The 15158-nt window shown below is 66.1% G+C and carries 14 protein-coding genes, 1 tRNA gene and 1 pseudogene; 11 read left to right on the top strand and 5 right to left on the bottom strand.

Going from position 1 to position 15158, the window contains the following annotated elements:
• The 4 genes from OA56_RS06230 to galU form a co-directional block, all read left to right on the top strand.
• Window positions 1-2000, top strand: a 2000-nt coding sequence (locus tag OA56_RS06230; protein ID WP_461584107.1) for a coiled-coil domain-containing protein, incomplete at its 5' end; no start/stop codon positions are given.
• A 32-nt stretch (window positions 2001-2032) separates the two neighbouring features.
• Window positions 2033-3142, top strand: coding sequence for a cell division protein ZipA C-terminal FtsZ-binding domain-containing protein (locus OA56_RS06225; RefSeq protein ID WP_461584105.1), 1110 nt, complete (start codon window positions 2033-2035; stop codon window positions 3140-3142).
• A gap of 10 nt (window positions 3143-3152) precedes the next feature.
• Entirely contained in the window at window positions 3153-5198 is a 2046-nt protein-coding gene (gene ligA / locus OA56_RS06220) for an NAD-dependent DNA ligase LigA (protein ID WP_461584103.1), read from the top strand.
• Between the two features lie 4 nt (window positions 5199-5202).
• Entirely contained in the window at window positions 5203-6117 is a 915-nt protein-coding gene (galU, locus tag OA56_RS06215; RefSeq protein WP_240803322.1) for a UTP--glucose-1-phosphate uridylyltransferase GalU, read from the top strand.
• Between the two features lie 39 nt (window positions 6118-6156).
• Here galU and typA read toward each other — a convergent pair whose 3' ends face one another.
• Complete coding sequence (typA, locus tag OA56_RS06210) at window positions 6157-7977, bottom strand: translational GTPase TypA (protein WP_461584100.1); 1821 nt, start codon at window positions 7975-7977, stop codon at window positions 6157-6159.
• Between the two features lie 94 nt (window positions 7978-8071).
• Here typA and OA56_RS06205 point away from each other — a divergent pair, with 94 nt between their 5' ends.
• Window positions 8072-8815: an S-methyl-5'-thioinosine phosphorylase gene (locus tag OA56_RS06205; RefSeq protein ID WP_055422747.1), complete on the top strand. Its 744-nt coding sequence runs from the start codon at window positions 8072-8074 to the stop codon at window positions 8813-8815.
• A gap of 50 nt (window positions 8816-8865) precedes the next feature.
• On the opposite strand, the gene OA56_RS06200 is transcribed toward OA56_RS06205, so the two are convergent.
• The 3 genes from OA56_RS06200 to OA56_RS06190 all read right to left on the bottom strand — a co-directional run bounded on the left by OA56_RS06200 (window position 8866) and on the right by OA56_RS06190 (window position 9574).
• A complete protein-coding gene (locus tag OA56_RS06200; RefSeq protein ID WP_072247885.1) occupies window positions 8866-9213 on the bottom strand; it encodes a type II toxin-antitoxin system PemK/MazF family toxin in 348 nt (115 codons plus the stop codon).
• On the bottom strand, window positions 9195-9404 hold the full coding sequence (locus OA56_RS06195) for a hypothetical protein (RefSeq protein ID WP_055422746.1): 210 nt from the start codon (window positions 9402-9404) through the stop codon (window positions 9195-9197). Before OA56_RS06195 ends, OA56_RS06200 begins: the two co-directional genes overlap by 19 nt.
• 76 nt (window positions 9405-9480) lie before the next feature.
• Window positions 9481-9574, bottom strand: a tRNA-Ser gene (locus OA56_RS06190).
• A 66-nt stretch (window positions 9575-9640) separates the two neighbouring features.
• Between OA56_RS06190 and OA56_RS06185 the strand changes: the two genes are divergently transcribed.
• From OA56_RS06185 to OA56_RS06170, 4 genes are read left to right on the top strand one after another with little or no spacing between them, the layout of a single operon-like run.
• Complete coding sequence (locus OA56_RS06185; RefSeq protein WP_055422745.1) at window positions 9641-9871, top strand: sulfurtransferase TusA family protein; 231 nt, start codon at window positions 9641-9643, stop codon at window positions 9869-9871.
• A gap of 41 nt (window positions 9872-9912) precedes the next feature.
• Window positions 9913-10101: a DUF2283 domain-containing protein gene (locus OA56_RS06180; RefSeq protein ID WP_082438334.1), complete on the top strand. Its 189-nt coding sequence runs from the start codon at window positions 9913-9915 to the stop codon at window positions 10099-10101.
• Complete coding sequence (locus tag OA56_RS06175) at window positions 10098-10376, top strand: type II toxin-antitoxin system RelE/ParE family toxin (protein ID WP_055422744.1); 279 nt, start codon at window positions 10098-10100, stop codon at window positions 10374-10376. Before OA56_RS06180 ends, OA56_RS06175 begins: the two co-directional genes overlap by 4 nt.
• Window positions 10377-10389: 13 nt before the next feature.
• Entirely contained in the window at window positions 10390-10710 is a 321-nt protein-coding gene (locus OA56_RS06170) for a HigA family addiction module antitoxin (RefSeq protein ID WP_055422969.1), read from the top strand.
• 18 nt (window positions 10711-10728) lie between these two features.
• Here OA56_RS06170 and OA56_RS06165 read toward each other — a convergent pair whose 3' ends face one another.
• Window positions 10729-13587 (bottom strand): valine--tRNA ligase, encoded by a 2859-nt coding sequence (locus OA56_RS06165; protein ID WP_461584096.1) that lies wholly within the window; start codon window positions 13585-13587, stop codon window positions 10729-10731.
• A 169-nt stretch (window positions 13588-13756) separates the two neighbouring features.
• Between OA56_RS06165 and OA56_RS06160 the strand changes: the two genes are divergently transcribed.
• Window positions 13757-14845 (top strand): Wzz/FepE/Etk N-terminal domain-containing protein, encoded by a 1089-nt coding sequence (locus OA56_RS06160; RefSeq protein ID WP_461584094.1) that lies wholly within the window; start codon window positions 13757-13759, stop codon window positions 14843-14845.
• 16 nt (window positions 14846-14861) lie between these two features.
• A pseudogene (locus OA56_RS06155) lies at window positions 14862-15158 on the top strand (nucleotide sugar dehydrogenase); the annotation flags it as partial.

Here is a 15158-nt window from a genome sequence, read left to right as displayed (position 1 = left end):
AAACCCAGGCGCGCTGCGCTGGTGACTCGGGCGAGGGCGCAACGGCGCTGTGGCCGCGGCTCGAAGTCGCTGCCGGCTGGGAAACGGCGGCCGAAACGCTCCTCGGCCCCTGGCTCGGGGCGCGCCTCGCGCCGCTGTCCGAGGCCACCGTGCGGGTCGAGCACGCGCCGCGTCCCGGCGAAGCCTGGCTGTGGCAGGATCTTCCCTGCGAAGCGGGGTTGGAAGAAGGCGAGCCACTGCCCGAAGGCGCGGTGCGGGCCGCAGCGGCGATCTCCGCCCGAGACCCGACGCTTGCCGGCGCCCTCCAGCGTCTCCTTGCCCATACCGTCTTCGTCGAGGCGATCGACGAAGCGCTGCTCGATTGGGCGCGCGAACGCGGGCTGCGCCTGGTCGACCGGCGAGGCTGGATCGTCGATCCCCATGGGGCGCGCAGCCTCGGCGCCGACGAACGGATGCTCGCGGGCATCCTCGAGCGCGCCCGCGAGCTCGGCACGCTGGAGGCCGAATGCGCCGAGCGCGAACGGCAGCGCGAATCCGCCGCGGAGAAACGCGCCCGCTGCGCCGCTGCCTGCGACGAAGCAAAGACGGCGCACGACGCCTTGCGCCGCGAGCTGCAGCAGGCCGAAAAGCTGCAGCGCGAGCACGCGCTCGAACTCGCCCGGCTCGAATCCGCCTTCGAGCACGCCCGCCGCCGGCGCCATGCCATCGACGAAGAGCGCACCGCCCTGCGCGAGCAGACCGAGCGCGAGCGCACCGAGCTCGCCACCCTGGAAGAGCGCATCGCTGCCCTGCTCGAACGCGAAGCCGCGCTCGAATCCTCCTGCCTCGAACGCCAGGCCGACCTCCGCCGCCAGCACGAGCGCCTCGAAGACGCCCGCGCGCAGCGCCAGGTGATTGCGCGCGAGCTGCAGGAAGCCGAATTCTCCTGCCGCGAATGCGCCCTCAAACGCGAGGAGAGCGAGCGCCGCGCCCGGATCGCCGCCGAGAGCCTCGAGCGGCTCGAGCGCGAGCGCGCCGAGCGCCTGGCCGAACGCGAACGGCTCGCCGACGCCCCGCTCGAAGAGGAATCCCTCGTGCGCGAGGCGCGCGAACGCGCTTCCAGCGCGCTCGCCCAAGCCCGGCTCGTGCTCGACGAACGTCACCAGAAGCTGCGCGAACTCGAAGAGACCCGCCAGCGGCAGGAATTCGCCCTGCAACCCCTGCGCGACGAACTCGAGCAGGCGCGGCTGCAGCGGCAGGAAGCAGCCGCGGCGCTTGCGCACGCCGAAGAGCGGCTCGCCGAACTCGGCGCCGATCTGGCCGCCCTCGAGCCTCAGCTCGACCATCTCGACGCCGCCAAGCTCGCCCGCGAGACCGAGCGGCTGGGGCGCGAGCTCGCCGCGCTGGGCGAAGTCAACCTCGCCGCGCTCGAAGCCCTGCGTCAGGTGGAAGAACGCAAGACGGCGCTGGAAGCGCAGCTTGCCGATCTCACCACTGCCATCGGCACGCTGGAAGAAGCGATCCGGCGCATCGACCGCGAGACGCGCCAGGCGCTCGCCGCCACGTTCGACGCCGTCGATGCGCATTTCGGCCGACTGTTTCCCCGGCTCTTCGGCGGCGGGCAGGCCAAGCTCGTGCTCACCGGTGAAGAGATTCTCGATGCCGGCGTGCAGATCCTCGCCCAGCCGCCGGGCAAGAAGAACGCGAGCATCCACCTGCTCTCGGGCGGCGAGAAGGCGCTCACCGCCATCGCGCTCGTCTTCTCCTTCTTCGCCCTCAACCCGGCGCCTTTCTGCATCCTCGACGAGGTGGACGCGCCGCTCGACGACGCCAACACCGAGCGCTACGCCCGATTGTTGCGGGAGATGTCCGGCACGACGCAACTTCTCTTCATCAGTCATAATAAAATCACGATGGCGGCGGCCGAGCAGCTCATCGGCGTCACGATGCAGGAGCAGGGCGTCTCGCGCATCGTCGCCGTCGACATCGACGAGGCGCTGCGGCTCGCCGAAACGCCCTGATTCCGGCCGCGCGCCGAGGCAAAGGAACACGCATGGATACCGATCTGCTCATCGCACTGGGAGGCGTGGTCGTCATCGTCACCGCCGGCTTTTTCGGCTACGGCAAGTGGCAGGAAACCCGCAGCCGGCGCACCCTCGAGCGCACCTTGCACACCCCGTCGCACGACCCGTTGCTCGATGCGGGCGAACGGGGGCCGGGCGGCGCGCCCGGCAGCGACTTCACCGAAGAAGAGGGCGTGCTCGGCCCGGCGCACCGCGTCGCCCCCCGGCGCGAACCCGCCGCGGAAGCAGGGTTCGCCCGCACGCCACGGCATCACCCCGACAGCCTCAAGGAAGGGGTCGATCTCATGGTGCGCCTCGAATCGCTCGGCGGCATGGATGCTGCGGCGCTACGGGAAGCCGTCATGCGCGAATTCCGCGATTCGCCGCGTCCGGTCGGCTGGTACGTCTTCGACGACGCGAGCAACGACTGGCAGCCGCTCACCGCCAAGACCGAGGGTCAATACCACCTCGCGCTCGCCTCGCTACAGCTCGCCGACCGAACCGGCGCCATCGGCGAGAAAGAGTACCTGCGCTTCACCGGCGGTGTCGAACGCGTCGCCGACCATCTCGGTGCCGTGCCCGGGGCCATCGAATCGCGCGTCACCGTGCTCGAGCGCGCCGCTGCGCTCGACCGCTTCTGTGCCGAGTTCGACGTGCAGATCGCGGTGAACGTCGTGCCGCGCAACGCCCCCATTCCCGGTACCAAGATCCGGGCTGCCGCCGAAGCGGCCGGCCTCACGCTCGGTGAAGACGGCCTCTATCGCCTGCTCGACGACCATGGCGTCCCGCTCTATGCCCTCGCCGACCTCGACGGGCGGCCCTTGCGCCAGCCCGACATCAAGCTGCACCAGGCAAACGGCGTCACCCTCTTTCTCGAAGTCACGCGCATCCCCTCGCCGGTGGTGTTCGACCGCATGTTCACGTTTGCCGAGAAGCTCGCCGCCACGCTCGACGGCCAGCTGGTCGACGATGCCGGCAACCCCCTCACGCCCGAGGCCGGCCGGCTCATCCGCGAGCGCATCGCCCAGATCCACCAGCGCATGAAGGCGCAGGAAATCCCTCCCGGCAGCGCCATCGCCCGCCGTCTCTTCGCGGGATGAAAGGACCACGATGACCTCCCATGCCCCGCCGGAGGCGGTCGAACGCGCCCGCTGGCTGCGCGAAGAGATCGCCCGGCTCGACTACGCCTACTACGTGCTCGCCGAGCCGCTCGTGCCGGATGCCGAATACGACCGGCTCTTCCGCGAGCTCGTCGCGCTCGAAACCCGCTATCCCGAGCTCGTCACCCCCGATTCCCCCACCCAGCGCGTGGGTGGCAAACCGGCGCCCGAATTCGCCGAAGTCCGGCACGAAGTGCCGATGCTCTCGCTCACCAATGCCTATACCGACGAAGAAGTGTTCGCCTTCGACCGGCGCTGCCGTGAGCTGCTCGGCGTCGAGCGCATCCGCTACGCCTGCGAGCCGAAGTTCGACGGGCTCGCCATCTCCCTCATCTACCGCGACGGCCTCTTCAGCCTCGGCGCCACCCGGGGCGACGGTTTCACCGGCGAAGACGTCACCGCCAACCTGCGCACCCTTCGCTCCATCCCCCTGCGCCTGCGGCTCGACTCCCCGCCGACGCTGCTGGAAGTGCGCGGCGAAGTCCTCATGACGCGCGAAGACTTCAAGCGGCTCAACGAAGCGCAGCTCGAAGCGGGCGAGAAAACCTTCGTCAATCCGCGAAACGCCGCGGCCGGCAGCCTGCGCCAGCTCGACCCGCGCGTCACCGCCAAGCGGCCGTTGCGCTTTTTCGCTTACCAGCTCGTGCGCCTCGAGGGGCACCCTTGGCCGGAAACGCACAGCAAGGCGCTCGCGCTCTTGCAGCGCTGGGGCTTTCCCCTGTCGGACGCGCGCGAAGTGACCGAAGGCGCCGAGGGCCTGCTTGCCTACTACCGCCGCATGGAGGCCGATCGCGACCGGCTCCCCTTCGACATCGACGGCGTGGTCTACAAGGTCGACGATCTGTCCGCGCAGCAGCGCCTGGGCACCATCGCCCGCGCGCCGCGCTGGGCCATCGCCCACAAGTTCCCGCCGCAGGAAGAGATCACCCGCCTCGTCGGCATCGAAGTGCAGGTCGGACGCACCGGCGCGCTCACTCCCGTCGCCCGGCTCGAACCCGTCTTCGTGGGCGGCGTCACCGTCACCAACGCTACGCTACACAACGAAGACTACATCCGCGACAAAGACATCCGCATCGGCGACTGGGTGGTGGTGCGCCGCGCGGGCGAAGTCATCCCCGAGGTCGTCAAGGTGCTCCCCGAGCGGCGCGACGGCAGCGAACGCCCCTTCGTCATGCCCGAGCACTGCCCCGTGTGCGGCTCGGCGGTGGCCCGCGACCCGGACGAAGCCGCGGCCTACTGCACCGGCGGCATGTACTGTCCCGCCCAGCGCAAACGCGCCCTCGAGCATTTCGCCTCTCGTCTGGCGATGGACATCGAAGGGCTGGGCGAGAAGCTCATCGAGCAGCTCGTCGATCTCGGCTGGGTCGAAACCCCGGCCGATCTCTACGACCCCGACAAAATCAATGCCGATCGGCTCGCGAGCCTGCCCCGCATGGGGGAAAAATCCGCCGCCAAGCTGATGGCCGCCATCGAGCGCAGCAAGAAGACGACGCTCGCCCGCTTCATCTATGCCCTTGGGATCCGGCACGTGGGCGAGGCCACCGCCAAGCTCCTCGCCGGGCACTTCGGCTCGCTCGACGCCCTCATGAACGCCAGGCTCGACGAGCTCACCGCCATCGAAGGCATCGGCCCGGTGGTGGCGCAGAGCATCCGCGACTTCTTCGACGAGCCGCACAACCGCCAGGTGATCGAGCGCCTGCGCCGGCTCGGCGTGCATTGGGAAGAAAGCGTCCCCGCCAAGAAGAGCAGGGCGCTCGCCGGTCTCACCTTCGTGCTCACCGGCACGCTACCGCGCTTGACGCGCGAAGAAGCGAAGGCTCTCATCGAAGCGCACGGCGGCAAGGTGAGCGCCTCCGTGTCGAAGAAGACCGATTACGTCGTCGCCGGCAGCGAAGCCGGCAGCAAGCTGCAGCGGGCGCTCGAGCTGGGCGTTCCCGTCATCGACGAAGACACGCTCGAGCGCCTGATCGCCGAGCGCAGCACAACCCAAGGATGAACCCATGGATCAACCGCAGGAGTCGAACGAAATGAAGAAAGCCGTGCGCAAGGCCGTGTTCCCCGTGGCCGGGATGGGCACCCGGTTCCTCCCCGCCACCAAGGCGAGCCCCAAGGAAATGCTGCCCATCGTCGACAAGCCCCTCATCCAGTACGCCGTGGAAGAAGCGGTGGCCGCCGGCATCACCGAGCTCATCTTCATCACCGGCCGCACCAAGCGCTCCATCGAGGACCACTTCGACAAAGCCTACGAGCTCGAATCCGAGCTGCAGGCCCGCGGCAAGAAGGAACTCCTCGAAGTCGTGCGCAAGACCGTTCCCAAGGGCGTCAACTGCATCTACATCCGCCAGTCGGAGGCGCTCGGTCTGGGACACGCCGTCCTATGCGCCGAATCGGTCGTGGGCGACGAACCCTTCGCCGTGCTGCTCGCCGACGACCTCTGCGACCACCCCGAAGGCAAGCCGGTGCTCTCCCAGATGATCGACGTCTACAACTACCACCGCTGCTCGGTGCTCGGTACCATCAACGTCGCGCGCGAAGAGACGCGCCAGTACGGCATCGTCAGCACCGAGCCGGAGGCGCACGGCAAGATCCAGCGCATCACCGGCATCGTCGAGAAGCCCAAGCCCGAAGAAGCCCCCAGCACCCAGGCGGTGGTGGGGCGCTACATCCTCTCGGGCAACATCTTCGAGCACCTGCATCGCATCCAGCCCGGCGCGGGGGGCGAACTACAGCTCACCGACGCCATCAGCTCGCTGCTGCAGGAAGAAGCCATCCTCGCCTACGAATTCGACGGCGTGCGCTACGACTGCGGCTCCAAGCTGGGCTACCTCAAGGCCACGGTCGAATTCGCCCTGCGCCACCCCGAAGTCGCCAACGAATTCCGCGACTTCCTGCGCGCCCGCTCGGTGGGACTGTAACGAAAAAGCCCCCTCGGGGGCTTTTTCGCGAAAGGAAGCTCAGGCGAGCGCCGTCTGCTTCGCCGCGCGGCGGCGATCGTGTTCCTGCAGGTGGCGCTTGCGCAGGCGGATCGACTTCGGCGTGATCTCGACGAGTTCGTCGTCCTCGATGAACTCCACCGCCGCCTCCAGCGTGAGCTCGATCGGCGGCACGAGCCGGATCGCCTCGTCCGAGCCGGAAGCACGGATGTTGGTGAGCTGCTTGGTGCGGATCGGATTCACCACCAGGTCGTTTTCCCGCGTGTGGATGCCAATGATCATGCCCTCATAGACCGCATCGCCCGGGCTGACGAACATGCGGCCGCGATCCTGCAGCTTCCACAGCGCGTAGGCCACGGCCTGGCCGTCGTCCTGCGACACGAGCACCCCGTTGCGTCGTCCGCCCACGGGACCGGCGAGAGGTCCGTAGCCGTCGAAGATGTGGCTCACGAGCCCCGTGCCGCGCGTGAGCGTCAGGAACTCCCCCTGGAATCCGATGAGGCCGCGCGCCGGCACGCGGTATTCCAGCCGCACGCGCCCCTTGCCGTCGCTCGTCATGTCGAGGAGTTCCGCCCGGCGACGCCCCAGTTCCTCCATCACCGCGCCCTGGTGGCCTTCCTCGATATCGACCGTGAGCCGCTCGTAGGGCTCGTGGAGTTCGCCGTCGATCTCTTTCAACACCACCCGCGGCCGGCCCACCGCCAGCTCATAGCCCTCGCGGCGCATGGTTTCGAGCAGGATGGTGAGGTGCAGTTCGCCCCGGCCGGAGACCTCGAAGCTGTCGCCATCTTCACTGAAGCGCACGCGCAGCGCCACGTTCTTGAGCAGCTCCTTCTCCAGCCGCTCGCGGATCTGGCGGCTGGTGACGAATTTCCCTTCGCGCCCGGCCAAGGGCGACGTGTTGACCATGAAGGTCATGGTGAGCGTGGGCTCGTCCACCTCGATCGGCGGCAGCGGCTGCGCCGCCTCGGGATCGCACACCGTCACGCCGATGCCAACCTGCTCCACGCCGGAGATCATCACGATGTCGCCTGCCACCGCCTCGGGCACCGCCTCGCGCTCCAGACCGACGAATTTCAGCACCTGACCGATCTTTGCCCGACCCAGGTTCTGTTCGCCCAGCCACACGCCCACTTCCTGGTTGGGGCGCAGACGCCCCTGGCGGATGCGGCCGATACCCAGCTGCCCCACGTAGCTCGAATAGTCGAGCGAGCAGATCTGCAGCTGTAGGGGCGCGTCGATCGTCACCGGCGGCGGCGGAACGTGGGCGATGATGGTCTCGAAAAGCGGGCGCATGTCCTGGCCCGGCTCGTTCAGATCCAGCGTGGCGTAGCCCTGCAGGCCCGAAGCATAGACGATGGGGAAGTCCAGTTGCTCCTCGCTCGCGTCGAGCTCGGCGAAGAGATCGAACGTGGCGTTGATCACCCAGTCGGGCCGAGCGCCGGGGCGGTCGATCTTGTTGATGACCACGATGGGCTTGAGGCCGCGCGCCAGCGCCTTCTTGGTGACGAAGCGCGTCTGTGGCATGGGGCCTTCGACGGCATCGACCAGCAGCAGCACGCCGTCGACCATGGAGAGCACCCGCTCCACTTCGCCGCCGAAATCGGCGTGGCCCGGGGTGTCGACGATGTTGATGTGGGTGTCGCCATAGCGGATGGCGCAGTTCTTGGCCAGGATGGTGATGCCGCGCTCGCGCTCGAGATCGTTGCTGTCCATCACCCGTTCGGCGACGGTCTGATGCTGGGCAAAGGTGCCGGACTGCTTGAGAAGCTGGTCGACGAGGGTGGTCTTGCCATGATCGACGTGGGCGATGATGGCGATGTTGCGAATGGCGGAGGACATGGACTTCCAGACGTACGAAAACGCCAATTATAACAAAGGGGCAAGGCGGCGTCGTGTAAAATTCCGCATCCTTTCGGCTCGATGCGGAAATTCCATGTTCGCGATCATCGGCGGCACCGGCCTCACCTCGCTCAACAATCTGGAAATCGTGCACCGGCAGGTCGTGCGCACCCCTTACGGCGACCCCTCCGGGCCGCTCACCCTCGGGCGCATCGCCGGCCGGGACATCGCTTTCCTTGCCCGGCACGGCTACGGTCACACCTATGCGCCGCACCGCATCAACTACCGCGCCAACCTCTGGGCGCTGCAGCACGTGGGCGTGCGCGAGGTCATCTCGGTGGCTTCCGTCGGCGGCATCCAGGCGCAATACGCTCCGGGCTCCCTCGTGATTCCGCACCAGATCATCGACTACACCTGGGGGCGCGTGTCGACCTTCTTCGAAGGCGAAGAAGATCCGGTCACGCACATCGATTTCACCCTGCCGTTCACCCCGGCGCTGCGCGAACGCCTGATCCGCGCCGCGCAAAAGGCAGGGGAGCCGGTGATCGACGGCGCGGTCTACGCCTGCACCCAGGGCCCGCGCCTGGAGACCGCCGCCGAGATCGACCGCCTGGAGCGCGACGGCGCCAACGTGGTGGGCATGACCGCCATGCCTGAAGCCGCGCTCGCCCGCGAACTGGGCCTTGCCTACGCCGCGATCAACGTGGTGGCAAACTACGCCGCCGGCCGCGGCGCCGACGCGAGCGAGATTTCATTCACCGAGATCGAGGCGACGCTTTCCGAGACCATGGCCCGGGTCAGGCATGTGCTGGAAGCGTTTGCGGCGCAGCGGGAATGAGGGGGTTTGCTCTGCACCGATCCCAATTGGTTTCATTCTTCGAGCGGCCGTCACTCGGACAGTCGGCCTTTGCGTACCAGCTCGATGACCCGGTTTCGCACCTCTTCGAGTTTCTCATTCCTGATCCGTCCTGCCATGCGTTGGAACAGATCTTGATGAGCGGTAAATAGTTTCCCGGGACGGATATAGCTGGTCTGTTGCAGTGAGCCACAGGAAAAGTCACCTTCCGCCAGTTCAATCGCGAAGGGATCAGCGTAGGATCGGCTGGTGATCTGCAGGCACAGCCAATCCTCCCGTCCGCTATGAGCGAGCACGAGTGCCGGCCGTAGTTTGGATGCTGATAAATCTGAGAATGGAAAAGGCACGAGGACCACGTCGCCTATTGCAGGTGCGTCCATGCCTCATCCTCTTCCGGTTTCAGCCAATCCTCCGCAAGGGCCTTTTCAGCCAGCTGTGTGACCTCGTCGATTTCAGCGGGAGCTTCGTCCAATATGGTCACCAAGGCGCGACGCATTCCTTTGATTTCAACGGGTTCGACCAGGCGGACATGCCCCTTTTCGTCGATGATGGCTTCTACGGTCTGTTTCATCACGTGCCCTCCGCCTTGTTCCGGATCGACAACTCAATGATGGTGGGCATGGGGGCAAGGAGTTATGCTCATGTAATGGCGGAGATGGAGGGATTCGAACCCTCGATACCGGTTTTAGCCGGTATGCTCCCTTAGCAGGGGAGTGCCTTCGACCTCTCGGCCACATCTCCTTGAAGAGGTGCTATTCTAACCGATGAGGACGCTTGGCGTCAAACCTGCGGAGGAAACCATTCATCATGATGGTCGATCTCGAGCTCGACGCGCGCGGGCTGCGCTGCCCGCTGCCCATCCTGCGCACGAAGAAGGCACTGGCCACCTTGCACTCGGGGCAACGGCTACGGGTGCGGACCACGGACCCCGGTTCGATGAAAGACTTCTCCGCCTTCGCCCGCCAGAGCGGCAACGTACTCGAAGTGGCGCGTGAAACCGGCGAAGGGGAATATGAATTCGTGCTGATTCGGCGATAGGATGGGTTAGATTGCAAGACGCAGGAACGTATGAAATGTGACTGATTTACGACGACGTCCGCTTCAGCGAACGCCCGGCAGCGGATTCCGAAGAGGTGGCATCAGGCATCGTGCTCGATTTCGACGAGCTGGGCACAGTGGTTGGGATCGACATTGAGCAACCAGCCAAAACCAGCTTCGTGATCTTGTCGTTGGCGTTCGTCACCTTTGGCGTTACAATCAAACCATGATCCGATCGTTTCGTTGCCGCGACACCGAAGCCTTTTTTCAGGGCAAGCGCATTGCGCGGTTCGTGGCATTCGAGGCAGTGGCCATGCGCAAGCTGCAGCAGCTGCACGCGGCCACATCATTGGAATTTCTCCGTGTTCCACCGGGGAACCGACTAGAATTACTCACGGGGGATCGCGAGGGTCAGTACAGCATCCGCATCAATGTCCAGTGGCGCGTGTGCTTCGTCTGGGACGGGCGCGACGCCTGGGAAGTCGAAATAGTTGATTACCACTGAGAAAGCCATGCCGATGAGCCGTGAAGTTCCTCTGGTCCACCCTGGCACGATCCTGCTAGAAGACTGGCTCAAGCCACTGGGCATCAGCCAGTACGCTTTGGCGCGAGCGATTGGCGTGCCCCGTCGGCGCATTAACGAGATCATCCAGGGGCGGCGGGCCATCAGCGCGGATACGGCGCTGCGCCTGGCCGCTTTCTTTGGGGTCGATGCCGAAAGCTGGCTCGCCTTGCAGGCGCACTACGACGCCGTGCAGCGGCGTGAGGCGCTCGCCCAGGAACTGGCTGCGATCCCGCGCTATGAACACCTGGCGCGGGAGTATTCCGAGTCCGTCTGAGCTGCGAGCGCCTCTGTCTCACCCCCCCGCCAAATGCCGCTCGATGCGCGCGAGCTGCGGTTCGAGCTGCGCGAGCGTGGCGCTGAAGCGCTCGATGCGCTCGCGCTCCTGGGCCACCACTTCGGCCGGCGCGCGTTCCACGAAGCTGGGGTTTTCCAGTTTCTTCTTCGCCTTGGCGATCTCGGCGCGCAGGCGCTCGATCTCCTTGGCAAGCCGCTCGCGCTCCTTGGCGGCGTCGATGGGCACGTCGAGCATGAGCTGCAGCGTCTCCACTGCCGCTACCGGCGCGAGCGCATCTTCGGGTAGGCGCGCCAGCGTGCGCACTTCCGTGAGCCGTGCGAGCGCCTGCAGGTAGGGAACGAACCCGGCGATCGTCGCCGCGAGCGCCTCGTCGGCCGCCTCGCCCAGCGCCACCGCCAGCGGCACGCGCTCGCCCGGGTTGAGCTTCATCTCGGCGCGCAAGCCCCGCACCGCCCGCGTGATTGCCTGGAAGAGCGCCATCTCGCGCTCGGCCGCTTCGTCGAGCTTTTCCGGCTCGGCGACGGGGTAGGGCGCCACCATGATCGAGTCGCTCACCTTGCGCCCGGCCACGGGGGCTACGTGCTGCCAGAGCTCCTCGGTGATGAAAGGAATCACCGGATGCAGCAGCCGCAGCACGGCTTCGAGCACGCCGATGAGCGTGCGGCGCGTGGCGTGGCGCACCGCCTCGTCTCCTTGCGCAAGACGCACCTTGGCAAGTTCCAGGTACCAGTCGCAGTATTCGTCCCAGACGAATTCGTAGAGCGCCTTGGCGTAGAGGTCGAAGCGGTAGTCGGTGAGGTGGCGCTGCGCTTCCGCTTCCACCCGCTGCAGGCGGGAGACGATCCAGCGTTCGGCAAAGCCCAGCGCCTCGGGCGCGGCGGGCGTCTGCGGCAGGCGCTCGCCCACGTTCATGAGCACGAAGCGGGTCGCGTTCCACAGCTTGTTGCAGAAATTGCGGTAGCCCTCGCAACGGCCGAGGTCGAACTTGAGGTCTCGCCCCGGGCTCGCGAGCGAGGCAAAGGTGAAGCGCAGGGCATCCGCACCGAACGCCGGGATGCCGTTGGGGAATTCCTTGCGCGTACGCTCCACGATCGAGGCGGCCTGTTTCGGGTTCATCAGGCCGGTGGTGCGCTTCTGGATGAGCGATTCCAGGTCGATGCCGTCGATGAGGTCGATCGGGTCGAGCACGTTGCCCTTGGACTTCGACATCTTCTGCCCCTCGGCATCGCGGATGAGGCCGTGGACATAGACGTGCTTGAACGGAATCTTGCCGGTGACGTGGGTGGTCATCATCACCATGCGCGCCACCCAGAAGAAGATGATGTCGAAACCCGTGACCAGCACCGAAGAGGGCAGGTAGAGATCGAGCGCCGGGTTGGATTTGGCCGGATACTCCGGCGTCCAGTCGAGCGTGGAGAAAGGCCACAGCGCCGAAGAGAACCACGTGTCGAGCACGTCCGCGTCGCGCGTGAGCGGCCCCGTGTAGCCCTCGGCCGCGGCAAGCGCCCGGGCCTGCGCCTCGTCGTGCGCCACCCAGAAGCGACGATTTTCGGCCGGATCTTCGTCGGCGTACCACGCCGGGATCTGGTGCCCCCACCACAGCTGGCGCGAAATGCACCAATCCTGGATATTGACCAGCCACTGGCGGTAGGTATTCACCCAGTTGTCGGGGAAGAAGCGGATGCTGCCGTCCTCGACCACTTCGAGCGCCTTTTGCGCGAGCGACTTGCCGTCCGCCCCGGGCTTGGTGGTGGCCACGAACCACTGGTCGGTGAGCATGGGTTCGAGCACCACGCCCGTGCGCTCGCCGCGCGGCACCATCATCTTGTGCGGCTTCACCTCGACCAAAAGCCCCTGCGCCTGCAGCTCGGCCACGGCCTTTTCCCGGGCCACGAACCGGTCGAGCCCGCGGTAAGGCTCGGGCACCTGGTCGTTCAGATGGGCATCGAGCCGGAAGATGCTGATCAGCGGCAGCCCGTGGCGCTGGGCCACGGCGTAGTCGTTGGCATCGTGCGCCGGTGTCACTTTCACGCAGCCGGTGCCGAAGCTCGGATCCACGGCCGCATCGGCGATGATGGGAATGCGCCGGCCCACCAGCGGCAGGATCACCTCCTTGCCGATGAGCCCCTGATAGCGGGGATCTTCCGGATGCACCATCACCGCCACGTCGCCAAAGAGCGTCTCCGGCCGCGTGGTGGCCACCACCACGCCCCGTTGCCCGTCGATGGGCCCGTCGGCGAAGGGGTAGAGGAGGGACCAGAGGAACCCTTCTTCCTCTTCAGCCGACACTTCTAGATCGGAGACCGCCGTGCGCAGCTTCGGATCCCAGTTGACCAGGCGCTTGCCGCGGTAGATGAGCCCCTCGCGATAGAGCCGGACGAAGACTTCGCGCACCACGCGCGACATTCCCTCGTCCATGGTGAAGCGCTCGCGCGTCCAGTCGGCCGAAGTGCCCAGACGCCGCATCTGTCGCGTGATGGTGCCGCCGGAATATTCCTTCCACTGCCACACGCGCTCGAGGAATTTCTCCCGTCCCAGATCGTAGCGCGTGAGTCCCTCGCGCTCGAGCTGGCGCTCGACCACGATCTGGGTGGCGATGCCGGCATGGTCGGTGCCCGGCTGCAGCAGCACGTTGTCCCCGCTCATGCGCCGCCAGCGCACCAGGATATCCATGATGGTCTGGTTGAAGCCGTGCCCCATGTGCAGCGTGCCGGTGACGTTGGGCGGCGGCATCAGGATGCAATAGGGATTTTTTCTGCTCGGATCGAAACCGGCGCGGAAGTAGCCGTGTTCCTCCCAGTAGGGATACCAGCGCGATTCGATCGCCTTGGGTTCGAAGCTCTTGTCGAGGGACATGGCACCAATGGAATCTGGGGACGAAAGCTAGAGATTATAGCGCGAGCAGCGCCTCGGCCCTGGCCTCGACGTCAGCGAAACCGCTCGTGCCGGCGTCGTTCCTGAATCCCACCCGAGTGGAGATGAGGTATACTTGCCGCCGATTAAGCTCTCCACCGGACGTTTTTCCATGGTTTCACCCCTGCCGCAAGACCCCACCACGACCCAAGCGTTCACTGCCTACGACGATAAGATCAGCCTCACGGACCTCGCCCTCATCGTTTGGCGGCGGCGGCGCATCGTGCTGGCGGTCATCATCCTGGCGCTCCTTGCCGGCGCTGCGTTCGCTTTCCTGCGCCCCCGTGCCTACGAATACAAGGCCACTATCGAGATCGGTACGCAAACGGTGGGCAAGGATGCCCAACAGATCGTGCCGCTCGAGGGCACCGACACCGTACTCTCCAAGCTCAAGGACGCCTACATTCCGGTGGCCATCGCCGAGGCGCTCCGGGAAGACGCCAGCCTCACCCATCTGAAGATCGACGCCTCCGTGCCCAAAGGGGCCACCGTCATCACGCTTTCCGCCAAGGCGCCGAAAGCGCTGGAGCCGATCTATCTGGGTGTGATGAACGCAGCTGCCCAGAGGCTCATCGCCGATCACGCCCCTATCGTCTATGCCAAAAAAAGCGATCTACGGCTGATCATCGAGCGCAAGCGCGCCGAAATCGACGACCTGGACCGCCAGATCGCGCTGCTGCAGGCCGATAGCAAACGCACCGAAACCCGCCTGGCCGAGACCCAAGGAAGCATCCAGCGGCTGCAGGCCCAGCTCGCCAGCGAGGGTGACGCGGTGAAACAGGCCACCCGCTCGGTCAGCAACGAGCCTGCTGCCATGACCATGCTGCTCATCGACAGCCAGCGCCGCTCCGCCCTGCAGTGGCTCAATACGCTGCAAGATACGGCAGTCGACCTGCAGCGGCGAAAGGACCAGAACCAGGCCAGAATCGCCGCCATGGAGCAAGAAAAGTGGATCAAGGGTTCGGAAATCGGCTCGCTCGAAGCACAGGAAAAGACGCTGCGGGAAACCAGGCTCGTCTACGGTCCCGCGCCCTCGATCCTGCCCGCCGGCCCTTCGCGCAGCCTCATTCTCGCCCTCTCGCTGCTCCTGGGTGCCTTCTTCGGCCTCATGGTGGCGTTCGTCGCCGAATTCATCGCCACCGTCAAGGCGCGCCTGCACGGGGAGGCGGATATCGATTCCCCTGCGGTCGTGGAAAGCTGAGATGCAGGAAACAACCATGTCGCCTCCCATCGCCCTCATCGGCCTCGGCTACGTCGGCCTGCCGCTTGCCGTCGAATTCGGCAAGCGCCGCCCGGTGATCGGCTACGACCTCAAGCGCGAACGCATCGAAGAACTGCGCCGCGGGCTCGACCGTACGCGCGAAGTCTCGGCCGAAGAACTCGCCGCCGCCCGCCACCTCCGCGTCACCGACGATGCGGCCGAACTCGCGCGCTGCACCGTCTTCATCGTCACGGTACCCACGCCCATCGACCGGCACAAGCGTCCCGACCTCACGGCGCTGCTGGCCGCGAGC

This window comes from Tepidiphilus sp. HLB4, assembly GCF_054823945.1.
This window is presented reverse-complemented; position numbering and strand designations above follow the sequence as displayed.

Bases quoted from the DNA above. Each gene is read 5' to 3' on its own strand.
- OA56_RS06160 (WP_461584094.1), top strand. From the start codon at position 13,757: ATGGTTTCACCCCTGCCGCAAGACCCCACCACGACCCAAGCGTTCACT.
- OA56_RS06170 (WP_055422969.1), top strand. From the start codon at position 10,390: ATGAGCCGTGAAGTTCCTCTGGTCCACCCTGGCACGATCCTGCTAGAA.
- OA56_RS06200 (WP_072247885.1), bottom strand. From the start codon at position 9,213: ATGGACGCACCTGCAATAGGCGACGTGGTCCTCGTGCCTTTTCCATTC.
- OA56_RS06205 (WP_055422747.1), top strand. From the start codon at position 8,072: ATGTTCGCGATCATCGGCGGCACCGGCCTCACCTCGCTCAACAATCTG.
- OA56_RS06175 (WP_055422744.1), top strand. From the start codon at position 10,098: ATGATCCGATCGTTTCGTTGCCGCGACACCGAAGCCTTTTTTCAGGGC.
- typA (WP_461584100.1), bottom strand. From the start codon at position 7,977: ATGTCCTCCGCCATTCGCAACATCGCCATCATCGCCCACGTCGATCAT.
- galU (WP_240803322.1), top strand. From the start codon at position 5,203: ATGGATCAACCGCAGGAGTCGAACGAAATGAAGAAAGCCGTGCGCAAG.
- OA56_RS06195 (WP_055422746.1), bottom strand. From the start codon at position 9,404: ATGAAACAGACCGTAGAAGCCATCATCGACGAAAAGGGGCATGTCCGC.
- OA56_RS06225 (WP_461584105.1), top strand. From the start codon at position 2,033: ATGGATACCGATCTGCTCATCGCACTGGGAGGCGTGGTCGTCATCGTC.
- ligA (WP_461584103.1), top strand. From the start codon at position 3,153: ATGACCTCCCATGCCCCGCCGGAGGCGGTCGAACGCGCCCGCTGGCTG.
- OA56_RS06185 (WP_055422745.1), top strand. From the start codon at position 9,641: ATGATGGTCGATCTCGAGCTCGACGCGCGCGGGCTGCGCTGCCCGCTG.
- OA56_RS06165 (WP_461584096.1), bottom strand. From the start codon at position 13,587: ATGTCCCTCGACAAGAGCTTCGAACCCAAGGCGATCGAATCGCGCTGG.